The organism is Pseudomonas sp. B21-031, assembly GCF_024748985.1.
GTDB classification, from domain to species: domain Bacteria; phylum Pseudomonadota; class Gammaproteobacteria; order Pseudomonadales; family Pseudomonadaceae; genus Aquipseudomonas; species Aquipseudomonas kermanshahensis.
Genome location: NZ_CP087181.1, coordinates 342985 through 367966 on the forward strand (window position 1 = coordinate 342985; position 24982 = coordinate 367966).

Genomic DNA, 24982 nt, shown 5'->3' on the forward strand with positions numbered 1-24982 from the left:
ATCGGGCCGACTCTGTGCGACCCTTCGCGCCCCCCAGCCCCCAGGAGACGTGCCGGACATGACGCCAGCAGACCTCGTATCCAGCCGCCGCGAGCAGGCCCTGGACTGGCTCCTGCGCCTGCAGCAGGCCCCGCAGGATGGGCCGCTACGTGCCGAGTTCGAGCAATGGTGCGCCAGCGATACGGCCAACGCCGAGGCCTACCGCAAGGCCGAGCGGGTGTGGCAGCTGACAGGGCAACTGGCCCCTGCCACCACCGCGCAATGGCCGCAAGCCGAGGTGCTGCGCTTGCCTGTGCAACGCACATCTCGGCGCCGCTGGTGGCTGGGCGCTGCGGCTGCTGCCTGCCTGTTGGTGGCGCTGGCGCCTTCCTTGAGCCTGCGCCTGCAGGCCGATTACCGCACGGCCCAGGGCGAAACGCGCGACATCACCCTGGCCGATGGCAGCGTGGTGCAGCTGGACAGCGACACGGCCATCGCCGTGGACTATGCGGGTGATCACCGTGATGTGCGCTTGCTCACCGGCCAGGCCTTTTTCCAGGTCACCCCCGACAAAGCCAAGCCGTTTCACGTGCGTGCCCAGGCGGTGCAGGTGACGGTGACCGGGACGGCGTTCAACGTCGCACTGCGGCCAGGCAGGGTAGGGGTGGATGTGCAGCACGGGTCGGTGCGGGTCGAGGACAGCGGCGATGGGCATGTACTGTCCGGTGCGCTCACTGCAGGGCAGCGGCTGCGCTATGACCACGGGCTGGTACAGGTGCGCACCTTCGTGCCCGCGCAGGCGGCCGCCTGGCGCCAAGGGCAACTGATTGCCGATGATCAGACGGTGGAGGAACTGGTTGCGGAGCTGGCGCGGTACCTGCCGGGTAAGGTGCTGCTGCGTGACGATGCGCTGGGGGCCAAGCGCGTCACGGGTGTGTATGACCTGCGCAAACCCGAGGCGGCGCTGCGTGCGGTGGTCCGGCCGCATGGCGGAGAGCTGCGTAGTTATGGGCCTTGGTTATTGGTGCTGAGTAAGCCTTGAAATTGCCGGGGGCCGCAAAGCGGCCCCAACAAGCGCGCCACAAAAAACTAATTTAACAATTTTCTGAAAATTCCCCGCACTGCCCCGTCTTCTTCCCCGCGCGCAATAACTGATACCGATTCGTATTCAATTTTGCAGCCCGGCGATTGCCCGGGGTGGGGATGTGGGATGACTGAAACAACAAGCCGTATGCCTCGCCAAGCGCGGGGGTGGTCGTTGCGCCTGAAGCATTTGGCCCGCAGTACGCTGCTTGGCGCAGGCTGTGTCCTGATCGTGCCTGCAGTGTCGGCAAGTGAGGCCGCCGCCTCTTCGCAATTGGCGCAAGTGCATGCTTTTGCTATCCCGGCGCAGGACCTTGCTGCCGCGTTGATCGCCTTCGGCCAGCAAAGCGGTCTGCAAATGACCGCCGATGCGCAGGTGCTGGAGGGCGCGCAAAGCAATGCCGTGCAGGGGCGTTTCAGCAACGAAGCGGCATTGGCTCGCCTGCTTTCTGGCAGTGGCCTGACCTGGGACTACGAAGGTGGTGTGGTAAGCCTGCGGCTCTTGCACAGCGATGCAGATGCCGGCCCTATGGAATTGCATGACACCTTGGTGCTGGGCGATAGCGGCGACAATGGTTACCTGGGTGCCACGGTCATCAGCAATCAGGCCATCCGTGCCTTCCCTGGGGCCAACGGCGATATCACGACCCTGCTGCAGATGCACCCGAGCGTACAATTTTCCAGCGCGCAGAAAAGCTCCAACACCCCCGGCGAAATCGACCCCGCCGACATCAGCATCAACGGCGCCAAGTTCTACCAGAACAACTTCATGATCGATGGCATTTCGATCAATAACGACTTGGACCCTGGCGCCCATGGCTACAGTGAAAACCGCCAATTCGATGCCGCGCCCAGCAACCCCCACGGCATAGCCCTGGACGCTGACCTGCTGCAGGAAGTGAAGGTCTACGACAGCAACGTTCCAGTCGAATACGGTGGCTTTAATGGCGGCGTGATCGATGCCATCACCCGTCGCCCGAGCAGAGAACTGCACGGCAAGATCTCCTATGCACTGACCCGCTCGGAGTGGACCCGCTACCACATTACCGAAGCCGATCAGGAGAGCTTCGACCACGCCTCTTCCGAGCAGTACCAGCCGGAGTTCGAGAAGACCACGTTGCGAGGCATGCTCGAGGGCCACCTGACCGACAATTTCGGTGCCATCCTGAGCTTTTCTCAGCGTCGCTCGGTGATCCCGCTCAACCGTTACGAAAATGGTTACAGCAGCCCTAATGCCGACAGCAGCGCGGACCAGACCCGCCAGCTCGACAACTACATGCTCAAGACCTATTGGGACGTCAACGAGCGGTTGACGCTGGAAGGCTCGTTCATCCACGCGCCTCAGGAGAACGTGTTTTTCAGGCAGAATTTTCTCGACTCCGATTTCACCAACACCAATGGCGGCTGGCAGGGTTCGTTGAAAGCCGTCTGGGAAGGTGACCAAGCGCGCTGGACGCACACGCTGGCGCTTACCAACCTGTACAGCTCGCGAGAGGCCGACAGCAAGGACACGGTGTTCTGGTATTACTCCGATGAGAAGAACTGGGGCAACCCCACCGGCAATACAGCCCGCAGCGGTGAGGGCTCGTTCGGCAATCTGGACCAGCGCCAGCGCGGCCTCGATTACACCCTCAAGGGTCAATGGCAGACGTTCGATTTCGCCGGTACCAGCCACGCGTTCACGACAGGCCTTGAGTTGTCGCAAAAGCACGCGGAGTGGGAGCGCGAAGCCACCGGGCAGGGGGTCAGTGGGTTTCGCCGCGACGACGAAACCCGCTGCGCAGGCGACGATCCGTGGTGCTCTGTCAGCCCGTTGCTCAACGGCAACAGCCGCCAGTGGGCGAACCTGCGTACCCAGTACAACGCAGGCAAGCTGGACCTGACCGAAAACGCTTACGCCGTGTTCATCGACGACCAAATGCAGATAGGCAAGCTCAGCCTGCGCCCGGGCGTGCGCTTCGAAGGCGATGACTACATGCAGCAGAAGACCCTTTCACCGCGCTTTGCCGGCGACTACGACTTCTTCGGCGACCGCAGCACGGTGCTGGTTTTCGGCGCCAACCGCTATTACGGCCGCAACCTGTTCAAGTACCGCCTTGCCGATGGCCGTCAGGGCTTCAATACCACCTATACCCGCAGCAGCCAGACCAGTGAGTGGGTCGGTCGGCAAACGCTGAACACCAACCGTTTTTCAGACATGAACATCCCTTACGATGATGAGCTGATGCTCGGCCTGGAACAGCGCTGGCTGAACACTGACTTTCGCCTGAAATACGTGCACCGCAAGGGCAAGGATCAGGTGGTGAGGTCTTCGTCGCGGGTGCTTGGCCTTGATCCCCTTGAGGGCTACCAGGCCATTTACTACACCTACGTGAATGCGGGGGCGAGCGAGAGCGACAACTTGTCCCTGACCGTTACGCCCAATCAGCCATTGCGGGTGCTGGGCAGTGTCACCAGCCTGCAACTGGCACTGGATTGGTCGCGCAGCAAGAATGCCTACAGCACCTATGAAGCGGGCTTCAATGACGCCGAATACGCGGATGGTGATGTGCTCTACGACGGCAAACGCATGGCTTACAGCCAACTCCCGGCTAGCGACTTCAACCGCCCTTGGACCGCCCGCCTGACCACCATTACCGAGATCCCGCGCTGGCACCTGAGCATCAGCAACTTCTTTCGTTACCGGGGTGCGTACGACCAGATCATCGACACCGGTCGCACTGCCGATGTGGACGGAGAGGCCCTGGCCGTTTACGACACCGCTTCGGTGGCTGGCGCACCCACCTGGGACATGCGCGTGAAATGGGAAATGCCCACCGCCAGGGAGCAGGCGCTGTTTGTTGCTGTGGACGTGACCAACGTCACTGACAAGGTCAACTCGATCGTCAGCAACAGCAGCACCGTCCGCACCACGTATGAAGTCGGCCGCCAGTACTGGCTGGAAGTCGGCTACCGCTTCTGACCCCATAAAAAACCGTGGACACCCTGATGAAAAAGCTCATTGCGGGCCTGCTCGGCCCGCTGCTGCTCGGCGCCTGCACAGCGCTACCCGAACCTGACTCGCCATTGCCTTGGGATGCCCAAGTCAGCCAAGGCACCCTGGCCAACGGCCTGCAATACCGGCTGGTGCGCGAGACCGCCCAGCCTGGCCGGCTCGACCTGCGCCTGACGGTCAATGCCGGTTCAATCGACGAAACCGACGACCAGGTGGGCGTCGCGCACATGGTCGAACACCTGGTGTTCCACAGCCGCGCCGGGCAGCCGGGCAACCTGCGCCAGCGCATGACGGCGTTGGGCTGGGTGCAAGGCCGTCACTTCAATGCGGTGACCAATTACGAACGCACCCAGTTCATGCTCAGCCCGCCGGCCGGCGTGCGCCAGGCCCCGCAAGCGCTGCAAGCATTGGCCGACCTGGCGTTCGCCGGCGATTACAGTGCTGCCGACCTTGAGCGCGAACGGCCGATCGTCATCGAGGAATGGCGGGGCGGCCTGGGTGTGGCCCAGCGCATGAACCAGCAACGCACCGCCTCGCAACGGGTTGGCTCGCGTTACCCAGAGCACCGCACCATCGGCAACGAGGCGGCCATTCGCAGTGCCAGCCTGGCCAGCTTGCAAGGCTTTCAGGCGCGCTGGTACCAAGCGCCGAACATGGTGATTTCGGCGGTGGGCGACTTCGAGCCCAAGGCCATACTGGCGCAGATCGAGCACACCTTCGGCAAGGCCAAAGGCGGTGCCAGCCCGGCTCGCGACTACCGTGACCTGCCGCTGGACAACGCGCTGAAAATCTTCCGCCTGCAAGACCCGCAGTCCGGCAGCAACCAGGTGGGGCTGTTGTTCCGCCTGCATGAACCGCACAGCCGTGGCACCACCCGCGCGGCGCTGCGTGAGCGGTTGATCGACCGCATGGCCTTGGCCGCGCTGCTCGACAGCCTGCGACGCCAGCCGCTGGCGCCCGGGGTGCGCAGCCTGGTGGCGCAGAAGACCCTGATTGGTAGCCAGTCGACGGTGCTGGGTATCGCTGCCGGCGTCGAAGGCCAGCAGCATGAACAGGCGCTGCGCCAGCTGCTGACCGAGATCGAGCGCTTGCGTCAGCATGGCTTCAGCGAGCAGGACTACCAAAAACAGCAAGCCCATATTCGCGCCTTGGGCGACAAGACCTTGGCCAACCACGCGCCACGTACGTTCGAGCAGTGGGTCGAACAGCTGAACAACGCCACCGCGGCAGAAGGCAGCGTGGTCGAGCGTCATGCTGCTGCCCGTCGCTACCTGCAGGTGCTGCCAGGCATCGAGCGGGAAGACCTCAATCACAGGCTGCGGCGTTGGCTTGGCAGTGCCGATCGCGTGTTGCAGTTTAGCGTGCCTGGGCAGTCGCAGGTCGAGTTGCCAAGCGTCGCAGCGGTCGAGGCACTGCGGGTGGAGATCGCCAGTCAGACCCTTTCGCCACCTGTTCAGCAGCCAGCTGAAACCCCGAGCGTAGCCAGTTACAAGCCCGATGCAGCGGGCACCGCAGGGCACATTGTCGACCGCAAGGCATTCCCTGCTGAGCACGTCGAACACTGGCGCTTGGGTAACGGCGACCGGCTGGTATGGCTGCGCCGTAACGGCCCAGAAGGCAAGTGGCTGTTACAAGCGGACTCGTCCGCCGGCTACCGCGTCGCCGATGCGCCTGCCTGGCGCTTGCAGATGGCTGCCCAACTGGCCGTGCGCAGCGGGCCGGATGGTGCGCAGGCGTGGCGCCAGGCGCAAAGTGCCACCGTCAGCCTTGAGCATCAGTCACAGCGCCTGCAGTTGAACCTCAGCGCCCGCCCCGAGCAGCTTCCGGCCTTGCTGCAGAGCTACCGGCTGAGCCAACAGGCGAGCATCGACCCGTCGTTGTTCGACGAGGCGCGCAGCGATCTGCTGCAGCGCCTGCGCAGTCGTCCCGAAGATGTGCGTGCGCGCCAGGAGCGCGAGCAGCGCGTGCTCAAGTACGGGGCCGATCATTGGCAAACCCCTGACCAGGCTGCGCTGCAACAGCTGGATCGCAAGCAGTTGCAGGCGGACTGGCAGCGCCTTGCCCATGCGCCCGTGACTTACTACCTGATGGCTGATGTGCCCGCAGAACAGCTCGAACCGCTGGTGCGCGGCTACCTGGCCAACCTGCAGCGCGGCGTCTCGCCAAACCCGCAAGCCGCGTTGCAGCAACCCGGCCAGCGCCGCAGCGACCTGGCGATCGCGCTGGAGCCCCGCGCCGTGCTGCAGGCCAGCAGTTACCAGCCGCACGCCTGGCAACCACAGGCCGCCATGCGTGTCGCACTGCTGCGTGAGTTGGCCAACCAGCAGCTCAAGCAGCAACTGCGCGGCGAGGCCTCGGGGGTTTATCGCCTGAGCTTCGATGCCCAGCTCGACCCGGATTCGCAGCGCATCGAAAGCACCCTGAGTTTTACCTGCGACCCGGCGCGTGTGGATGAGTTATGGGCACTGGCGCAGCAGACCCTGGCCGAGCTGAACGTGGATGAGCAGTGGTTGTTGGCCGAGCGTCGCGAGCTGGTGCGCCAGGAGGCTAAACGCCGCGATGACCCGCAAACCCAATTCAAGCGCTTGATCCTCAGTGAGCGCCACTGGCAGGACCCCCGCTACCTGAGCGAACAGGCGAGGCTGCCCGAGGCACTGACCGTGCCGGCCATGCAGCAACTGGCGCGACAGTTGTTCCCCGTCGCCAACCAGGTGCAGCTGCGCCTTTTGCCATCGGCTGCCGCGCTGGAGCAGGCGTTGTGAATACCCTGCGCAGGTTCTACCGGCTGAGCCGGCCATTCTGGCAAGCTCGCCAGCAGTGGCTGGCCTGGCTGATGCTGGCGACGATCATCGGCCTGGGCCTGTTGATCGTGCAGATCAACGTGTTGATCAACAGCTGGAGTAAAACTTTCTACGACACGCTGGCGTCTTTCGACACTGCGGGGCTGTACGCGCTGGCCGGTGAGTACGCCCTCTATCTTGGGTTATACGTGCTGATCTTCGTCGCCCTCGACTACCTGCGCAAAGGGCTGGTGCTGCGTTGGCGTCAAGCGATGACCGGGCGTTTGATCGATGCCTGGCTGAACGACCAGGCGTTCTACCGCCTGGGGCTCAGCGGCGAACCCGACAACCCGGACCAGCGCATCGCCCAGGACGTCGACCTGATGGTGGACCTGAGCATCGAGCTGGTGGCCTCGCTGGTGGTCAACCTGGCCCAGGTCGGCGCGTTCGTGGTGATCCTGTGGAACCTGTCCGGGGTGCAGACCTTCCACCTGTTCGGCGAACCCTTCACCGTGCATGGCTACCTGCTGTGGATCGTGCTGGCCTACACCTTGATCGGCAGTGTCCTGACCCACCTGATCGGCAAACCCTTGCACGCGCTCAACTATGTGCGTGAGCAACGGGAGGCGGACTTTCGCGCGGGCCTGCTGCGCAAGCGCGACCACGCCGAGCAAATTGCCCTGTACCGAGGCGAGGCGGTCGAGCGCCAGCACTTGGCGCAGCGCTTCCAGGCGATTGCCGAGAACTGGCGACAACTCATGGGCCGTGAGCGCGACCTTAGCCTGTTCACGGTCGCCTACCAGCGCTTCAGCCTGATCGTGCCGGTATTCGCGGCGCTGCCCGCGTTCATGGCCAAGGCCATCACCTTGGGTGGCCTGATGCAGATTCGCAGCGCGTTCAATGCCGTGCACGACTCGCTCAGCTGGTTCATCAAGCTGTACCACAAGCTGGTGCGCTGGAGCGCGGCGCTGGAGCGGCTCGACCAGTTCGAGCAGGCCATCGCCACCAGCCGCCAACAGGTGATGAAGGCGCCGCAGGGCCATTGCCTGTGCTTGCAAGGGCTGACGGTATGCCGGCCGGACGGCAGTCATTTGCTCCGCGACCTCAAGCTGCGCGTCGGGCAGGGGCAATGGGTGCGGCTGGCCGGGCATAGCGGGTTGGGCAAGTCGACCTTGCTGCGCACTTTGCAGGGGCTGTGGCCCCATTACTCGGGGGATTGGCAATTGCCGCCGGGGCGCAGCCTGCTGTTGCCGCAGCAGCCGTATCTGCCGCAGATGAGCTTGCGTGGCTTGCTGGCTTATCCACAGGTGCGGTCGATAGACGATGTGCAACTGGTCGATGTGCTGGGCAAGGTGGGGCTGGGTGGGTTGATCGGTCAACTGGACAGGCAGGTGGAGTGGGAGCGGGTGCTTTCTGGCGGCGAGCAGCAGCGGGTGAGCCTGGCGCGGGCCCTGTTGTACCGGCCGGATACGTTGTACCTGGATGAGGCGACCAGTCAGCTGGATATCGGCAGTGCGCAGCGTTTGCTGGAGATGCTCAAGCGGGAGTTGCCGGGGTGTACCGTGGTGGCGGTAACCCACCAGGAAGGCTTGGCCAAGGTATTCGGGAAAACGGTGGAACTGGAACCTCTGTGAACCCGTACTGGCCTCTTCGCCGGCAAGCCCGCTCCTACAGGATCGTGCAGACCTTGTGGGAGCGGGTTTGCCCGCGAAGAGGCCGGTGCAGGAATAATCGGTCAGGCCCGCTTGCTGAACTGCGCCAGCGCAGGCAAAAGCTGCTTGTCGATCGCCTGGCGCACCGCCGGCAATATCGTCGCGCTGCCGGTATACATCTGCTCGACCATGCCCTTCAGCGCCCTTGCATTAGGCTCGGTCAGCCCACGCACCACCGCCTCGCAGGCCTGCTCGGCGCTGGCCCCGGCGGGGATGTCGAAACCGCGCGCGCGCAGGTGGCCGGCGAGGTCGTCCTGGTCAATCAAATCCGCATGCATCATGGCTATTGTCCCTTTTATCGCTAAGAGAGTGCTGCTGTGATTTACGACCGATTCTGTGTCCACCGCGACATGCCCGCAAGGGCAGAATGTCGCAATGGCTGCTTTGGCTAAGAACAGGTCGTTTACGGCTAAATCACCCAGCCCCGAAGTGCGCACACTCAAGCCATCTACCGCAACGGAGGGTTTGGTCACCCTCGCTCGTGCACAGTGGATGTTGCTCGCTCTTGGCCCCGGATGCTCACGGCTTTCCGGGGTTATTTTTTCCTCCCTGGCAGCTGTTTCCCTAGCAACTCTACGAGTAGGCGGTCGCAGCGTCAGCTGATTAATTCAGTTCCTCTATTCCACAGGAACTGAACCATGAAACAGATGCTGACCAAAACGTGCCTATTGGGGGCGGGGTTGCTGTTCTCCTCGCTCTGCTACGCCTCATCGCCGCCAACCGGCGGTGCTGCTGCCCAACTCTTCTCGTTCGAGCAACGCCGCATTAACCTGCAAGCGAACACAACGGGTTATATGCGTACCTTGCTTGACGACCCTGCTAACAAGGATGTGCTGCTGGTCGATGTGCAGCCGGCGCTCATCAGCAATGAAACACGCACATTGGCAATCACCCTGCCCGACGGCAAGGCGGCGACTTTTAACCTGGAAACTTACAGTGCCCTGCCCGAGGGGATGGAGGGTTGGGTGGGTTACAAACCATCGGCTGTGAAATCGAAGTCTGCCTCGGAACTCAAGTTTGACCCACTGTATTACCTGTCGATTGTGCGTCAAGGCGATCAGTTGGTAGGGGAGATCATGGTCGACGGGCAGCGTTACCGTTTGGAGTATGTGAGCCCGGGTCAACATGCCCTTGTGGCTATCGATGAAGCCAAGCTTGCGCCCCAGGATGCCCTCCCAGAGGCTAAGGCGGTGGCGGCGCAAGCGGCGAGCGTTCAGCCTCACGCCACCTCTGAACATAGCACCATCCGCCTGATGTTCGTCACCACCCAACAATCGAGGGCCAAGTACCCCAACCCACGTCTGACCCTTAACCAAGCGTTGCAAGACGTGAATCAAACCATGAAGAACAGCAAGGTCAACATCACCTTTGAACTGGCCGGCATCTATGCTGCCAATTACGATGAGTCGGGCAAGGAATATTCGAAGTTGCTTAACGATGTAACCTACTACATGAAGGACGTGGCGCAGGCCCGGGACGGCATGCTGGCGGATTTGGTCTCCATGATAGTGGTCAATAACTCCCTGTGTGGCGGCGGAAAGCCTGGGCCCTCCAAAGCCGCTGGGTTCACTGCAGTGACGTGCCTCTCTTCGCTGGCTCATGAAATAGGCCATAACTTCGGTATGGTGCACAACTCGGGTGGCGCAAGGACACCGTCTTACATCCATGGCTACCGCTGGAATAAGAGCCTTTTCTTTTCATTCCGTACGCAGATGTCATATGAGTGCACAGGCCGCTCTTGCCCCCGCATTGCATACTTCTCCAATCCGCGCCTGAGCTACGCCGGCGTTCCCATGGGGACCGTCAAGGACAATGACGTTGCACGAGCATTGAATGAGCGACGTGGCATTGTAGAAAATTTTTATCCCTCTCCAGCCGAATCCGCCAAGATTAAAGTGTTCGAACAGTCCGGCTTCAGGGGAAAAAGCTGCGAGATGTACCTGCAGAAGGATAGCGTGACAATAGTGAAAGACAGCCTTTGTCGGTCACTGACCACCTCTCGCTCCGCTAAAATCGAAAACTTCCAGGCAGGGAACACGTTGTGCTTGCGCAATACGGATGACTCCAGGAACCGCTGCTTTACGGGGGCTTACACGGGTAATTTCGAAATCAATAACTTTGACCTCGATTCGGCCTGGCCAGGCGAACTGAAGCGCAGCGTAAAAGGCTGGCCAATGAACGGATCAGTTACTCAGGTAAGTTACAAAAAAACCGGTGACACCTTCGTTCGGCTTTATGCGCAAGAGAACTTCAAGAGCCCGCTATGCACGGTTGCAGTTGGGGAGGGGAAAACGGTGACCCTGAACACCGAAGCCCAATGTCCTTCGAATGTTGGCAGGTCCCGTTCTGCGCAGGTGCTGGGTTTTGATGGCAGCAAAGTATGTTTCACCAACGCAGACGCCAAGAGAAAGCACTGCTACAGCGGCCCGTATCAGGGCGACTTCAGTATTCGTAACTATGACGTCAGCAACCTGAATTTACCCAAGGGCCTGACGGCTACCAAAAGCAACTATATGAACAGTAATGCCTATCGGATTTCAAAGGGCGTGGAGTAACACCGCAACCTTGACTGAGCAGATGGCCCCGGCACTCTGAGAGCGCCGGGGCTGCTGTTCATTGGCTACCGGCGCTCAGCCCGATAGTGCGTCCGGCATAGGCCGGAGGCGGCAGGTCACACTGCTCCTCTATCAACGCCTGCAGCAGCGCGGTGCTGTTCTGCGCAAACGGAGCCGACCTCGGCCCCGCCAGGTCCACGTGCAGCAGCAACTGCTCACTGGCCGCCAACGCCTCGTCAAAGCCTGCCCGATGCAGGCTGTGATAAAGGTGCAGGCGCTTGCGATCGAACCCGATGATCTGCGTCTGCACCCACACTTCGCTGCCCAGCTTCACTTCGTGCACGTAGTTGATGTGCGCTTCGAGCGTGAACAACGAATGCCCACTTTGCCCGCGGCTGTCGGCATCCAGGCCGATACCCTCCATCAATGCATCGGTGGCATAGCTGAAAATCAGCAGGTAATAGGCATCGCGCAGGTGCCCGTTGTAATCCACCCAGTCTTCCTGGACCGGGGTGCGGTAGGTGATCAGTGCGGGCATTGCAGTCTCCTTAATCGCCAAAGGCCATGCCGTGCTTGGCCTTGCTGGTTTTCACCGCGTCCAGCACTGCCAACAGGGTGTCATCACGGTAGCGCTCCAGCGCCGCAATACTGCGTTCGCCCAGTTGGTCCGAGGTACCGTCCACTACATCGTCGATCAGCTTGTCGGTCAACTCGGGGGCTGGCAAGTAGGTCCAGGGCAGTTTAAGCGCCGGGCCGAATTGCGACATGAAGTGGCGCATGCCTGCATCGCCACCGGCCAGGGTATAGGTGAGGAAAGTGCCCATGAACGACCAGCGCAGGCCAGCACCAAAGCGGATTGCATCGTCGATTTCGCCGGTGGTCGCCACGCCGTCGTTGACCAGGTGCAGCGCCTCGCGCCACAGCGCTTCGAGCAGGCGGTCGGCAATGAAGCCGGGGACTTCCTTGCGCACATGCAGCGGGCGCATGCCGAGGGCGGTGTAGATGGTTTTTGCCGCGTCGATGGCCTCTGGCGAGGTGCGCTTGGCGCCGACGATTTCGACCAGCGGCAGCAGGTAGACCGGGTTGAAGGGGTGGCCGACTACGCAACGTTCAGGGTGGGTGGACGACTCGTAGAATTCACTGGGCAACAGGCCCGAGGTGCTGGAGCCGATGATCGCATCAGGCTTGGCCGCAGCGCTGATTTTCGCGTGCAGGTCGAGCTTGAGGTCCAGGCGCTCTGGCGCGCTTTCCTGGATGAAGTCGGCGTCACGCACGCAGGCTTCGATGGTACTGACGAAGGTCAAACGTTGCGGCGAAGCGCCTGGCGCCAGGCCTTGTTTTTCCAGCGCCGGCCAGGCATTGGCGATGCGTTTGCGCAGGGCCTGCTCGGCGCCGGGGGCTGGGTCCCAGGCGACGACATCCAGGCCGTGGGCGAGCGCACGAGCGACCCAGCCGCTGCCGATCACGCCACTACCCAGGGCGGCGAAGGTCTTGATCTCGGTGATGAAAGGCATAGCGGTCTCCTGAGGGATCAGCGGCGTTTGAGGTTCATTTTTTCCCGGCCCTCGGCCGGGGTCAGCACGCGAGCGCCGAGGCGGGAGATGATCTCCACCGCGCGCTCGACCAGCTGGCCGTTGCTGGCCAGTACGCCACGGTCCAGGTACAGGTTGTCTTCTAGGCCGACGCGCACGTTGCCGCCCAGCAGCACCGCCTGGGCCGCCATGGGCATCTGCATGCGGCCGATGCCGAAGCCGGCCCAGGTGACGTTGGCGGGCAGGTTGTCGACCATGGCCTTCATGGTGGTGGTATCGGCCGGCGCGCCCCATGGGATGCCCAGGCACAGCTGGAACAGCGGGTCGTGGAGCAGGCCTTCCTTGATCATCTGCTTGGCGAACCACAGGTGGCCGGTGTCGAAGATTTCCAGCTCGGCTTTTACGCCCAGCTCGGTGATGCGCTTGGCACCGGCGCGCAGTTGGGCCGGGGTGGAGACGTAGATCGAGTTGCCGTCGCCGAAGTTGAGGGTGCCGCAGTCGAGGGTGCAGATTTCCGGCAGCAGCGCTTCGACGTGGGCCAAGCGCTCCAGCGGGCCGATCAGGTCGGTGCCTGGGCCGAATTCCAGGGGCGTTTCGCCTGGGCCGATTTCCAGGTCGCCGCCCATGCCGGCGGTGAGGTTGACGATGATGTCCACGTCGGCTTCGCGGATGCGTTCCATGACTTCGCGGTACAGGTTCACGTCGCGGCTGAAGCGGCCGGTTTGCGGGTCGCGGACGTGGCAGTGGACCACGGTGGCGCCGGCTTTGGCGGCTTCGACGGCGGCTTCGGCGATCTGCTGGGGGTGACCGGGACCAGGTGGCTTTTGGAGGCGGTGTCGCCAGCACCGGTGAGGGCGCAAGTGATGATGACGTCGTGGTTCATGGCGGTTCCTTGTGGTGTCTGTGCTGGCCTTTTCGCGGGCAAGCCCGCTCCCCCAGGATCACGCTGTACCTGTAGGAGCAGCCTTGTGCTGCGAAAGGGCCGGATCAGTTGGCGGTAAGCTTGAGGTTGTCCGCAGCGGGCTTGCCATCGAAGGTGGTCACCCCTTCAAGCCAGCGGGCCTTGTCCTCGGGGTGGTCCTTGAGCCACTGGCGGGCCGACTCCAGCGCGTCTTTGTGGTCGAGCAGCGGCTGCATCATGCGGCTCTCGTCCTCGGCGCTGAAATTCAGGTTGGCCAGCAGGCGGTGAGCGTTGGGGCAACGTTCGGCGTAGTCCGGCGCGGTAACCGTCCACACCGTGGCGCGGCCTTCGTCAGGGCCGAGCGCGTCTTGGCTGTCGCCCAGGTAGGCCATGTCGATGTTCACGTTCATGGGGTGCGGCGCCCAGCCGAAGAACACCACCGCCTCCTTGCGCCGCACGGCACGGTCGACCGCGGCGAGCATGCCGGCCTCACTGGACTCGACCAGCTGGAATTTGCCCAGGCCGAACTGGTTCTTGGCGATCATCGCCTTGATCTGGGTATTGGCCCCCGAGCCGGGCTCGATGCCGTAGATTTTCCCACCCAGTTCCTTTTCGAACTTATGAATGTCGGCGAAGGTCTTCAGCCCCTTGTCGGCCAGGTACTTTGGCACTGCCAGGGTCGCCCGGGCGTCTTCCAGGCTCGGCTTGTCGAGCACCTTGACCTGCTTGGCGTCGATGAACGGGGTGATGGTCTGGGTCATGATCGGGTTCCAGTAACCCAGGAACATGTCCAGGCGTTTGTCGCGGATGCCGGCAAAGATGATCTGCTGCGAAGCGCTGGTCTGCTTGGTCTGGTAACCCAGGCCGTCGAGCAATACCTGGGCCATGGCGCTGGTGGCGATGACGTCGGTCCAGTTGACCACGCCCAGGCGCACGTTCTGGCAGGCGGCGGGCTCGGCGGCTAGAAGCGGGGTAGAGGCGATGCTGCTCACGGCAAGGGTCAACAGGCTGCGGCGGATCAAGCTGTGCATGGTGGCTCTCCATCGGCAGTGCATATTGTTATGGGGATCGGTCTCTCTGGACCGTGTGAACACGCTACGCTGCTGTCGGGGTGGAAAATCGCACCCTGGCGACCAACACTTGCACCCTGGCGACCACCTTCACTGTGGAGCGATGCAATGCCGCAGATCATTCATTTCCTGTTGTTGCCCGGCTTCTCGGCCATGGGCTTTATCAGTGCGCTGGAGCCGCTGCGTGTGGCCAACCGTTTCAAGGGCCCGTCGTATCGCTGGCAGGTGCTGAGCCTGGATGGCGGCGCGGTGCAGGCCAGCAATGGGATGTCGGTGAACGCCGATGCGGCATTGGGCGCGGGCGAGGCGGGGGGTATTTTGCTGATCGTCGCCGGCTTCGAGCCTTTAGCCTGTTATGGGCCGCCGCTGCAGCAGGCGCTGCGCCGTCTCGATCATGACGGGGTGATACTCGGCGGCATCGATACCGGTGCGGTGGTGCTGGCCGAGGCGGGCTTGCTCGACGGCCATCGCGCTACCGTGCACTGGGAGGCGCTGGAAGCGTTCAAGGAAAACTACCCAGGTTTGCAGGCGACCCAAGAGTTGTTCGAAATCGACCGGCGGCGCATCACCTGCGCGGGCGGCACGGCCTCGATCGACCTGATGCTCGACCTGATTGCGCAAGCCCACGGCAGTGAGTTGGCGGTGCAGGTGTCGGAGCAGTTCGTGCTTGGGCGTATCCGCCCGCGACAGGATCACCAGCGCATGCAGATCGCCAGCCGCTATGGCATCAGCAACAAGAAGCTGGTGAAAGTGATTGGCGAGATGGAGCGCAATACCGAACAGCCTTTGAATACCCAAGTGCTGGCCGACGCGGTGCAGGTAACGCGGCGGCAGCTGGAGCGGCTGTTCCGGCTGCACTTGGACGACACGCCCAGCGGGTTTTACCTGCGGCTGCGGTTGGACAAGGCGCGGCAGTTGCTGCGCCAGACCGACATGAGTGTGCTGGAGGTGGGGGTTGCTTGTGGGTTTGAGTCGGCGTCGTACTTTACCCGCTGTTACCGGGCGCGGTATCAGCGGTGCCCGCGGGAGGATCGGCTGGCCAGAGCGGTGTGAAGTAAACCTGTATTGGCCTCTTCGCGGGCTTGCCCGCGAAGAGGCCGGTGCAGGTTTACTGCTGCCCGATGGACTGCAGGTACTCCGACCGGTCATCACTGCGCTGTGCCACACAGGTGCCCCACGCCGCCTCGAACGCCTTGCTCCCAGGCTTCTCGGCAAAGGTCTCGACCTTGCAATCGGCATCACGCAGTTGGGCCCAGAGTTTTTCCGCCGCTTCCATACGCCCCACCAAGGCATTGGCCTGGTCGGCTTCGTCGGCATACTGGTCGCGAATGCGCTGGATCAAGTCATCGTAAGCCGACTTCAGCTCCCGCTCGGCCGTCTGCTTGTTGAATGCCGCGCACGCGTACGTCTGTTGGTCGGTCTCGACGTTGTCGCACGGGGTGCTTTCTTCCTCGCCGGCCTGGGCGCCCGACACGACGGCCAGCAGTACCAGGCATGCCATTGATTTCATCCTTTATCTCCTCAACAGGCTGACGAATCGCAGGGATTCTCGCTCAGCCGAAGGCAACGCGGTAGCTCCCTGACGAAATGTTCATGAAAGCGAGCAAAATGTCGTTATCGAGACTGTCTCTCATCGCCAGATAGCGTCGCAGAGGGCCTGTTGTCGCGCATTGACGCTTTCGGCAAACCCCCTGTCGTTTTTGCATCGGGGCGCCTCGGGGCACAGGCATATGCTGGCCCCAAAGCGCCGGCACAACGTTCGGCGTGACCCAACTCAATAAAAGGGGACAGCCTGATGAGCCCAGCCGAATTACACGCCGACAGCATCGTCATCGACGGTTTGATCATTGCCAAATGGAACCGCGAGCTGTTCGAAGACATGCGCAAAGGCGGCCTGACTGCGGCCAACTGCACGGTGTCGGTCTGGGAAGGGTTCAAGGCCACGGTCGACCAGATCGCCTCCAGCCAGAAGCTGATCCGCGACAACAGCGACCTGGTCATGCCGGTGCGCACCACCGCCGACATCCGCAAGGCTAAAGAACTGGGCAAGACCGGCATCCTCTTCGGCTTCCAGAACGCCCACGCGTTCGAAGACCAGATCGCTTACGTGGACGTGTTCAAGCAGCTGGGCGTGGGCATCGTGCAGATGTGCTACAACACCCAGAACCTGGTCGGCACCGGCTGCTACGAGCGTGACGGCGGCCTGTCGGGCTTCGGCCGCGAGATCGTCGCCGAAATGAACCGCGTCGGCATCATGTGCGACCTGTCCCACGTGGGCTCCAAGACTTCCGAAGAAGTCATCCTCGAATCGAAGAAGCCGGTCTGCTACTCGCACTGCCTGCCGTCGGGGCTCAAGGAGCACCCGCGCAACAAGTCGGACGAAGAGCTGAAGTTCATCGCCGACCACGGCGGTTTCGTTGGCGTGACCATGTTCGCGCCGTTCCTGGCCAAGGGTATCGATTCGACCATCGACGACTACGCCGAAGCCATCGAATACACCATGAATATCGTCGGTGAAGACGCCATCGGCATCGGCACCGACTTCACCCAGGGCCACGGCCAGGACTTCTTCGAATACCTGACCCACGACAAGGGCTACGCCCGTCGCCTGACCAACTTCGGCAAGATCATCAACCCGCTGGGCATTCGCACCGTTGGCGAGTTCCCCAACCTCACCGAGACCTTGCTCAAGCGCGGCCACTCCGAGCGTGTGGTGCGCAAGATCATGGGCGAGAACTGGGTAAACGTCCTCAAGGATGTCTGGGGCGAGTAAGCCGCTCTCCAAGCCTGAAAGCCCCTGCCAGCAACGCCGGGGCATCCCAATAAAAAATTTTATGGAGTTGAGTTTCCATGGCCAAGATCGCCCCGCAATTGCCAATCGAAGTCGACAGCGAGACCGGTGTCTGGACCAGCGACGCCTTGCCGATGCTGTACGTGCCACGCCATTTCTTCGTCAACAACCACATCGGTATCGAGGAAGTGCTGGGCGCCGACGCCTATGCCGAGATCCTCTACAAGGCGGGCTACAAGTCGGCCTGGCACTGGTGTGAAAAAGAAGCCGAGTGCCATGGCCTGGAAGGCGTGGCGGTGTTCGAGCATTACATGAAGCGCCTGTCCCAGCGTGGCTGGGGCCTGTTCGAGATCCAGGACATCGACCTGGACAAAGGCACCTGCAGCGTCAAGCTCAAGCACTCCGCCTTCGTCTATGTGTACGGCAAGGTTGGCCGCAAGGTCGACTACATGTTCACCGGCTGGTTCGCCGGCGCAATGGACCAGATTCTCGCTGCCCGTGGCAGCAAGATCCGCACCGTGGCCGAGCAGGTCTATGGCGGGTCGGAAGAAGGCCACGAAGATGGCCTGTTCGTTACAAAGCCGTTGTAAGCCGGAGATAGCGTCATGGCATTCGAAGCAATGTTCCAGCCGATTCAGATCGGCAAACTGACCATCCGCAACCGCGTGCTCAGCACCGCGCACGCCGAGGTCTACGCCACTGACGGCGGCATGACGACCGACCGCTATGTGAAGTACTACGAAGAGAAGGCCAAGGGCGGCATCGGCCTGGCGATCTGCGGCGGCTCGTCGGTGGTCGCCATCGACAGCCCGCAAGAGTGGTGGGCGTCGGTCAACCTGTCGACCGACCGCATCATTCCGCACTTCCAGAACCTGGCCGACGCCATGCACAAGCATGGCGCCAAGATCATGATCCAGATTACCCACATGGGCCGTCGCTCGCGCTGGGACGGCTTCAACTGGCCGACCCTGATGTCGCCGTCGGGTATCCGTGAACCCGTACACCGCGCCACCTGCAAAACCATCGAGGTGGAAGAGATCTGGCGAGTGATCGGCAACTATGCGCAGGCTGCGCGTCGTGCCAAAGAAGGCGGCCTGGACGGCGTAGAACTGTCGGCCGTGCACCAGCACATGATCGACCAGTTCTGGAGCCCGCGGGTCAACAAGCGTACCGACGAATGGGGCGGTACCTTTGAAGGCCGCATGAAGTTCGGCATGGAAGTGCTCAAGGCGGTGCGCGCCGAGGTCGGTGACGACTTCTGCGTGGGCATGCGTATCTGCGGCGACGAATTCCACCCCGATGGCCTGAGCCACGAGGACATGAAGCAGATCGCCGCGTACTACGACGCGACCGGCATGCTCGACTTCATCGGCGTGGTGGGCTCGGGTTGCGACACCCACAACACCCTGGCCAACGTTATCCCGAACATGAGCTACCCGCCGGAGCCGTTCCTGCACCTGGCGGCCGGCATCAAGGAAGTGGTCAAGGTCCCGGTGCTGCACGCGCAGAACATCAAAGACCCGAACCAGGCGACGCGCATCCTCGAAGGCGGCTATGTCGACATGGTCGGCATGACCCGCGCGCACATGGCTGACCCGCACCTGATCGCCAAGATCAAGATGGGGCAGATCGACCAGATCAAACAGTGCGTCGGTGCCAACTACTGCATCGACCGCCAGTACCAAGGCCTGGATGTACTGTGCATCCAGAACGCCGCGACCTCCCGTGAATACATGGGCGTGCCGCACATCATCGAGAAGACCACCGGCGTCAAGCGCAAGGTGGTGGTGGTTGGCGCCGGCCCAGCCGGCATGGAAGCCGCCCGCGTGGCGGCCGAGCGCGGCCACGACGTGACCTTGTTCGAGAAGAAAGACCAGATCGGCGGGCAGATCACCATCGCCGCCAAGGCACCGCAGCGCGACCAGATCGCCGGTATCACCCGTTGGTACCAACTGGAACTGGCACGCCTGAAAGTCGACCTGCGCCTGGGCACCGCTGCTAGCGTGGACGCGATCCAGGACCTGCGCCCGGACGTCATCGTACTGGCGGTGGGCGGCCATCCGTTCGTTGAGCAGAACGAGCACTGGGGCGCGGCCGAAGGGCTGGTAGTCAGCAGCTGGGACGTGCTCGATGGCAAGGTTGCGCCGGGCAAGAACGTGCTGGTGTACGACACCATCTGCGAGTTCACCGGCATGTCGACCGCGGACTACATTGCCGACAAGGGCAGCCAGGTCGAAATCGTCACCGACGACATCAAGCCGGGCGTGGCCATGGGCGGCACGACCTTCCCGACCTACTACCGCAGCATGTATCCCAAAGAAGTGATCATGACCGGCGACATGATGCTGGAAAAGGTCTACCGCGAAGGCGACAAGCTGGTGGCGGTGCTGGAGAACGAATACACCGGCGCCAAGGAAGAACGCGTGGTCGACCAGGTGGTAATCGAGAACGGCGTGCGCCCTGACGAGGAGCTGTACTACGCGCTTAAAGATGGCTCGCGCAACAAGGGCCAGATCGATGTGGAGGCGCTGTTCGCCATCAAGCCGCAGCCGATCCTCAGCCAGCCGGGCGAGGGCTACCTGCTGTACCGCATCGGCGACTGCGTGGCCCAGCGCAACGTGCATGCGGCGATCTACGACGCCTTGCGCCTGTGCAAGGATTTCTGATCCAGCGGGCATAAACGCCGTAAACCCCTGTGGGAGCGGGCTTGCCCCGCGAATGCGTCAGCAAGAACAACGATGTTGTCAGGCCGGACGTGTTCGCGGGACAAGCCCGCTCCCACAAGGGGCATAGCGGCGCAAGATTTCAGCTGTTGTGGGAGCCTCCCATGTTGAACACCCTTCTACCCATTCTGCTGTTCGCTGCCCTTGGCCTGGCGGTGCTCGGCGCCCTGCGCCGGGTGCGCATGTGGCGGCGTGGCCGAGCGTCCAAGGTCAATTTGATCGGCGGCCTGCTGGCCATGCCGCGACGCTACCTGGTCGACCTGCACCACGTGGTCGAACGCGACAAATACATGTCCAAGACTCACGTCGCCACGGCGGGCGGCTTTGTGCTGTCGGCGGCCTTGGCGATCCTGGTGCACGGCTTCGGCCTGCAGAGCAAGATTCTTGGCTACGCGCTGCTGGTCGCCACGGTGATCATGTTCACCGGTGCAATCTTTGTCTTCAAACGCCGCCTTAACCCACCTGCGCGCCTGTCTAAGGGCCCGTGGATGCGCCTGCCGAAAAGCCTGCTGGTGTTTGCTGCAAGCTTCTTCATCGCCACCTTGCCGGTCGCCGGTATTCTGCCTGCCAACACCGGTGGCTGGGTGATGGTCGGTGTGCTTGGCCTGGGTGTGCTGTGGGGCGTGTCGGAGCTGTTCTTCGGCATGACCTGGGGCGGCCCGATGAAGCACGCCTTCGCCGGTGCCTTGCACCTGGCCTGGCACCGCCGTGCCGAACGTTTCGGTGGCGGCCGCTCCACCGGCCTCAAGCCGCTGGACCTGGAAGACCCGAACGCGCCGCTGGGCGTGGAAAAACCGGTGGACTTCACCTGGAACCAACTGCTCGGGTTCGATGCCTGCGTGCAGTGCGGTAAATGTGAAGCCATGTGCCCGGCCTATGCCGCTGGCCAGCCGCTGAACCCGAAAAAACTGATTCAAGACATGGTCATCGGCCTGGCCGGTGGCACCGACGCCAAGTTCGCTGGCAGCCCGTACCCGGGCAAGCCGATCGGCGAGCATGGCGGCCACCCGCACCAGCCAATCGTCAACGGCCTGGTCGACGCCGAAACGCTGTGGTCGTGCACCACCTGCCGTGCCTGCGTCGAGGAATGCCCGATGATGATCGAGCACGTCGATGCCATCGTCGACATGCGCCGCCACCTTACCCTTGAAAAAGGCGCGACCCCGAACAAAGGCGCGGAAGTGCTGGAAAACCTGATCGCCACCGACAACCCAGGCGGCTTTGCCCCAGGCGGGCGGATGAACTGGGCGGCAGACCTCAACCTGAAATTGCTGTCGGACGTGAAAGCCACCGAAGTGCTGTTCTGGGTGGGCGACGGCGCCTTCGACATGCGCAACCAGCGCACCCTGCGCTCGTTCGTCAAAGTGCTCAAGGCCTCGGGCGTAGACTTCGCCGTGCTCGGCCTGGAGGAACGCGACAGCGGTGACGTGGCCCGTCGCTTGGGTGATGAAGCAACCTTCCAGCAATTGGCCAAACGCAATATCCAGACCTTGGCCAAATACAAGTTCCAGCGCATCGTCACTTGCGACCCGCACAGCTTCCACGTGCTCAAGAACGAGTACGGGGCGTTGGGTGGCGAGTATCAGGTGCAGCACCACAGCACCTACATCGCCGAACTTATCGCAGCCAAGAAGCTCAACCTCGGCCAGCACAAGGGCGGCAGCGTCACCTACCACGACCCGTGCTACCTGGGCCGTTACAACGGTGAATACGAAGCACCCCGTGAAGTGCTCAAGGCGTTGGGTATCGAAGTGCGCGAGATGGAACGCTCGGGCTTCCGTTCCCGCTGCTGCGGCGGTGGCGGCGGTGCGCCGATTACCGACATCCCGGGCAAGCAACGGATTCCCGACATGCGCATGGACGACATCCGCGAGACCGAGGCCGAACTGGTGGCGGTGGGTTGCCCGCAGTGCACCGCGATGCTCGAAGGTGTGGTCGAACCGCGCCCACAGATCAAGGACCTCGCCGAGCTGGTAGCCGACGTGCTGATCGAAGAGGAAACCCCCGCGACCCCAAAGTCGCCAACGGTTAAACGTGAACCTGCGGAGGTGCACTGATGAGCGACATCATCCGCCGCGACCCACGCGCCGAGTGGATCGCCCGTAACCGTCTGCATCCGCTGCACGCGGCGATGCAGACGCAACAGACCAGCTGGATGGGGCCCAACGGCGTCATCCGCAAGAACCCCCACGCGATTGCCGCGGGCTTCATCGGCCCTAGTGGCATCAAGCGCATCGACCGCAGCGGCGCCCAGCAGGGCACCGGTGTGGGCGGGCGGCGCACGGCGGCGGCTGAAGTCAAACTGCCGCTGCACCAGGTGCCAGCCCCGGCCTTCTACATTGCCGTGGTGCCGGACATGGTCGGTGGCCGCCTTGGCAGCCACGACCGCGACGTGCTCGGCCTGGCCCACAGCCTGGCGGGCAGCGACGGTGCGGTGCTGGCGATCGTGTTTGGCGAGCACAAGGAAAGCAACTTCACCAGCGCCGGTGTTGACCGCTTGCTGGTCATTGAAGGCGAAGCGTTTGAAGGGTACGCACCCGAACAACTCGTCCAGGGCCTGCGGGCTGTGGATAACCAGTTCACGCCGCGCCACTGGCTGCTGCCGGACAGCCGCACCGGGGGCGGCGAGTTGGGCCGACGCCTCGGCGCGGCGCTGGGCGAGCGCCCGGCGACGCGGGTATGGCAGGTCAAGGACGGCCAGTGCATCGGCCGCGCCGGTGCTGGCCAGCAAGACCTGCAGCGTGCGGTACCGCGGTTGATCCTGGCTGCGGCCGAGTGCGCCGAGCCCGTTAGCGAGACCCGTCACGAGGCGCTGCCGGTGGAGTTGTCCACAGGCGTAGTGCGTAGCCTGTCGCGTATCGAAGACCTCGGCTCGGTGGCGGTGGACCCTGCCACCATTGCCATGGCCGAGGCCGAGTTCATTGTCTCTGGCGGCAACGGCGTCAAGGACTGGGACCTTTACCACAAGGCCACTGCAGCCCTGGGCGCCACCGAAGGCGCCTCGCGGGTGGCGGTGGACGACGGTTTCATGCCGCGCAACCGCCAGGTGGGCGCTACCGGTACCTGGGTCACGGCGCGGGTCTACGTGGCGGTCGGTATCTCTGGCGCCATTCAGCACCTGCAGGGCATCGGTGCCTGCGACAAGGTGGTGGCGATCAACATGGACCCGGGCTGCGACATGATCAAACGGGCCGACCTGTCGGTAATTGGCGACAGTTCAGCGATTCTTCAGGCATTGATCGAGGCTGTGGAAAACTACCGCAGCGGCGGCCAGCGCGACGCGGCATAAGGGCACGAGCATGAGTACGAAAGTCATCAGCCTGGTTTCCATTGGTGCTCACCCAAGCTCTGGTCGCGCCCGCCGCGCCGAGCAGGATGCCCGCGCGGTGGAGCTGGGGTTGCAACTGGCTGGGGATAACTTGCAGGTGGTACATGCCGGTGATCCTCGGGAAGAGGCCTTGCGTGCGTACCTGGGCATGGGGCTGGAGCACTTGGATGTACTGGAGCAACCGGCTGGGGCCGATGTGCTCGACGTGCTAGGTGATTACCTGCGCGACGCCGGGGCACAGCTGGTGCTGACCGGCAGCCAGGCCGAGACGGGCGAGGGCTCGGGGATGTTGCCGTTCCTGCTGGCCGAGAAGCTGGGCTGGCCGTTGATCGTTGGCCTGGCGGAAGTGGAGTCGATTGAAAACGGCACAGCCCAGGTGCTGCAGGCACTGCCACGCGGGCAGCGGCGTCGCCTGAAGGTGCGCCTGCCGTTGCTGGCGACTGTGGATAACGCTGCGCCCAAGCCACGCCAGAGCGCGTTCGGGCCGGCGCGGCGAGGTGTGTTGGCAGCGCGTAACGTGGCGATTGTCGAAGACGACCTGCTGGGCGAGGCAGCGCTACAACCGGCCCGCCCACGGCCCAAGCGATTGAAGGTGATCAAGGCCAAGAGCGGTGCCGACCGGATGAAGGCGGCAACGGCCAAGGCCAGTGGCGGCGGGGGCAAGGTGCTCAAGGATGTATCGCCGCAAGAGGGCGCCGAGGCGATCCTCAAGCTCTTGGTGGAGGAAGGGGTCCTGCGCTGAATCATCTGCCGTGCGTCATGCGCGCACTTTGTAGGAGCAGCCTTGCGCTGCGAAGAGGCCGGTAAATGCACAGTGGATCTTCGCTGCTGTCACGGGCCTCTTCGCAGCACAAGGCTGCTCCTACAGGGCCGGTTTGCTGGGCCGTCAAGTCAGCTCGCCAGCCACATTGAAGGCCCAGAAGGCCAACCCTTCGATCACTGGTTCGAAGGTGACCCGCTCCCCCTCCAGCAGCCGCACCCTGCCCACCATCAGAATTGCACACCGTGCCACGAAATAGTCCCCGCTGCCGTCCTCAGCCTTGATAACTCCCACTCCCTTCATCTCGTGGAACCACTTCACAGTGCCGTTCAGGCGCCTGTGCATAAGTGACCTCTGGCTGAGCCCAACCTGTGGCTTCAATCAAACACAAAGGGGGGTTATGTGGAAACTGGCAGAATTGACAGGTAGGACGGAATGTTACCCCCGGAATCTGTTCGCCAAGGTGTGGATAAAGTGTTTGTGCATCGCTGCAGGCTTCTGGATTCAGTTGCTACACGGGTTTGATCAAAAAATGAGCATAATCTGTCCGGTGCCCATGAATCGCTCAAATATCGAGGCTTATGAGCGTTATCCACAGGTCTTTTCAGTGATGTGAACGTTTGCACACAATCTCTGTTGGTGTCTCTGTGGACAAGGTGTACGGAATTCGCTGTAGCCCAGGTTCCACGGGACCTGAAGAGATTTGATCAAAAAATGATCAGTACATCCCTGGTATTTCTGCTAGTACCCGCGCTTTTCATCTGGCGATAAGG

The 24982-nt window shown here is 62.6% G+C and carries 18 protein-coding genes and 1 pseudogene; 12 read left to right on the forward strand and 7 right to left on the reverse strand.

Going from position 1 to position 24982, the window contains the following annotated elements; genetic code table 11:
* Positions 1–58 precede the first annotated feature (58 nt).
* The 4 genes from LOY53_RS01535 to LOY53_RS01550 all read left to right on the forward strand — a co-directional run bounded on the left by LOY53_RS01535 (position 59) and on the right by LOY53_RS01550 (position 8471).
* Positions 59–1021, forward strand: a complete 963-nt coding sequence (locus tag LOY53_RS01535; RefSeq protein ID WP_258703519.1) for a FecR family protein — start codon at positions 59–61, stop codon at positions 1019–1021.
* Positions 1022–1189: 168 nt separating this feature from the next.
* The gene (locus LOY53_RS01540; protein WP_258703520.1) at positions 1190–4024 is read left to right on the forward strand and encodes a TonB-dependent receptor; all 2835 of its coding nucleotides are present in this window, start codon (positions 1190–1192) and stop codon (positions 4022–4024) included.
* Between the two features lie 26 nt (positions 4025–4050).
* A complete protein-coding gene (locus LOY53_RS01545) occupies positions 4051–6819 on the forward strand; it encodes a M16 family metallopeptidase (protein ID WP_258703521.1) in 2769 nt (922 codons plus the stop codon).
* Positions 6816–8471 carry an ABC transporter ATP-binding protein/permease gene (locus LOY53_RS01550; RefSeq protein WP_258703522.1) on the forward strand — a complete coding sequence of 552 codons (1656 nt, stop codon included), beginning with the start codon at positions 6816–6818 and terminating at the stop codon, positions 8469–8471. Before LOY53_RS01545 ends, LOY53_RS01550 begins: the two co-directional genes overlap by 4 nt.
* A gap of 101 nt (positions 8472–8572) precedes the next feature.
* Here the strand turns inward: LOY53_RS01550 and LOY53_RS01555 are convergent, their stop codons facing one another.
* Positions 8573–8830 (reverse strand): hypothetical protein, encoded by a 258-nt coding sequence (locus LOY53_RS01555; protein WP_079226233.1) that lies wholly within the window; start codon positions 8828–8830, stop codon positions 8573–8575.
* Positions 8831–9187: 357 nt separating this feature from the next.
* Here LOY53_RS01555 and LOY53_RS01560 point away from each other — a divergent pair, with 357 nt between their 5' ends.
* Positions 9188–11104 (forward strand): M12 family metallo-peptidase, encoded by a 1917-nt coding sequence (locus tag LOY53_RS01560; RefSeq protein ID WP_252826450.1) that lies wholly within the window; start codon positions 9188–9190, stop codon positions 11102–11104.
* A 58-nt stretch (positions 11105–11162) separates the two neighbouring features.
* Here LOY53_RS01560 and LOY53_RS01565 read toward each other — a convergent pair whose 3' ends face one another.
* The 4 genes and pseudogenes from LOY53_RS01565 to choX form a co-directional block, all read right to left on the reverse strand.
* Positions 11163–11642 (reverse strand): thioesterase family protein, encoded by a 480-nt coding sequence (locus tag LOY53_RS01565; protein ID WP_258703523.1) that lies wholly within the window; start codon positions 11640–11642, stop codon positions 11163–11165.
* Between the two features lie 10 nt (positions 11643–11652).
* Entirely contained in the window at positions 11653–12618 is a 966-nt protein-coding gene (locus LOY53_RS01570) for an L-carnitine dehydrogenase (protein ID WP_258703524.1), read from the reverse strand.
* A gap of 17 nt (positions 12619–12635) precedes the next feature.
* A pseudogene (locus LOY53_RS01575) lies at positions 12636–13519 on the reverse strand (3-keto-5-aminohexanoate cleavage protein).
* A gap of 104 nt (positions 13520–13623) precedes the next feature.
* Positions 13624–14568, reverse strand: coding sequence for a choline ABC transporter substrate-binding protein (choX, locus tag LOY53_RS01580; protein ID WP_252826453.1), 945 nt, complete (start codon positions 14566–14568; stop codon positions 13624–13626).
* Positions 14569–14715: 147 nt separating this feature from the next.
* Between choX and LOY53_RS01585 the strand changes: the two genes are divergently transcribed.
* Positions 14716–15660, forward strand: coding sequence for a GlxA family transcriptional regulator (locus tag LOY53_RS01585; protein WP_027594290.1), 945 nt, complete (start codon positions 14716–14718; stop codon positions 15658–15660).
* Between the two features lie 55 nt (positions 15661–15715).
* On the opposite strand, the gene LOY53_RS01590 is transcribed toward LOY53_RS01585, so the two are convergent.
* Positions 15716–16117 carry a lysozyme inhibitor LprI family protein gene (locus LOY53_RS01590; protein WP_027594291.1) on the reverse strand — a complete coding sequence of 134 codons (402 nt, stop codon included), beginning with the start codon at positions 16115–16117 and terminating at the stop codon, positions 15716–15718.
* Positions 16118–16402: 285 nt separating this feature from the next.
* On the opposite strand from LOY53_RS01590, the gene LOY53_RS01595 reads away from it, so the two are divergent.
* From LOY53_RS01595 to LOY53_RS01620, 6 genes are all read left to right on the forward strand, one after another.
* Positions 16403–17380: a dipeptidase gene (locus tag LOY53_RS01595; RefSeq protein ID WP_027594292.1), complete on the forward strand. Its 978-nt coding sequence runs from the start codon at positions 16403–16405 to the stop codon at positions 17378–17380.
* A gap of 77 nt (positions 17381–17457) precedes the next feature.
* Positions 17458–17988: a DUF5943 domain-containing protein gene (locus LOY53_RS01600; RefSeq protein ID WP_027594293.1), complete on the forward strand. Its 531-nt coding sequence runs from the start codon at positions 17458–17460 to the stop codon at positions 17986–17988.
* Between the two features lie 15 nt (positions 17989–18003).
* On the forward strand, positions 18004–20064 hold the full coding sequence (gene dgcA / locus LOY53_RS01605) for a dimethylglycine demethylation protein DgcA (RefSeq protein WP_027594294.1): 2061 nt from the start codon (positions 18004–18006) through the stop codon (positions 20062–20064).
* A gap of 161 nt (positions 20065–20225) precedes the next feature.
* Positions 20226–22178, forward strand: a complete 1953-nt coding sequence (gene dgcB, locus LOY53_RS01610) for a dimethylglycine demethylation protein DgcB (RefSeq protein ID WP_252826456.1) — start codon at positions 20226–20228, stop codon at positions 22176–22178.
* Entirely contained in the window at positions 22178–23410 is a 1233-nt protein-coding gene (locus LOY53_RS01615) for an electron transfer flavoprotein subunit alpha/FixB family protein (RefSeq protein WP_252826458.1), read from the forward strand. Before dgcB ends, LOY53_RS01615 begins: the two co-directional genes overlap by 1 nt.
* A 10-nt stretch (positions 23411–23420) precedes the next feature.
* The gene (locus tag LOY53_RS01620; protein WP_258703525.1) at positions 23421–24191 is read left to right on the forward strand and encodes an electron transfer flavoprotein subunit beta; all 771 of its coding nucleotides are present in this window, start codon (positions 23421–23423) and stop codon (positions 24189–24191) included.
* Positions 24192–24335: 144 nt separating this feature from the next.
* On the opposite strand, the gene LOY53_RS01625 is transcribed toward LOY53_RS01620, so the two are convergent.
* Entirely contained in the window at positions 24336–24554 is a 219-nt protein-coding gene (locus tag LOY53_RS01625; protein WP_252826460.1) for a cold shock domain-containing protein, read from the reverse strand.
* Between the last annotated feature and the right edge of the window lie 428 nt (positions 24555–24982).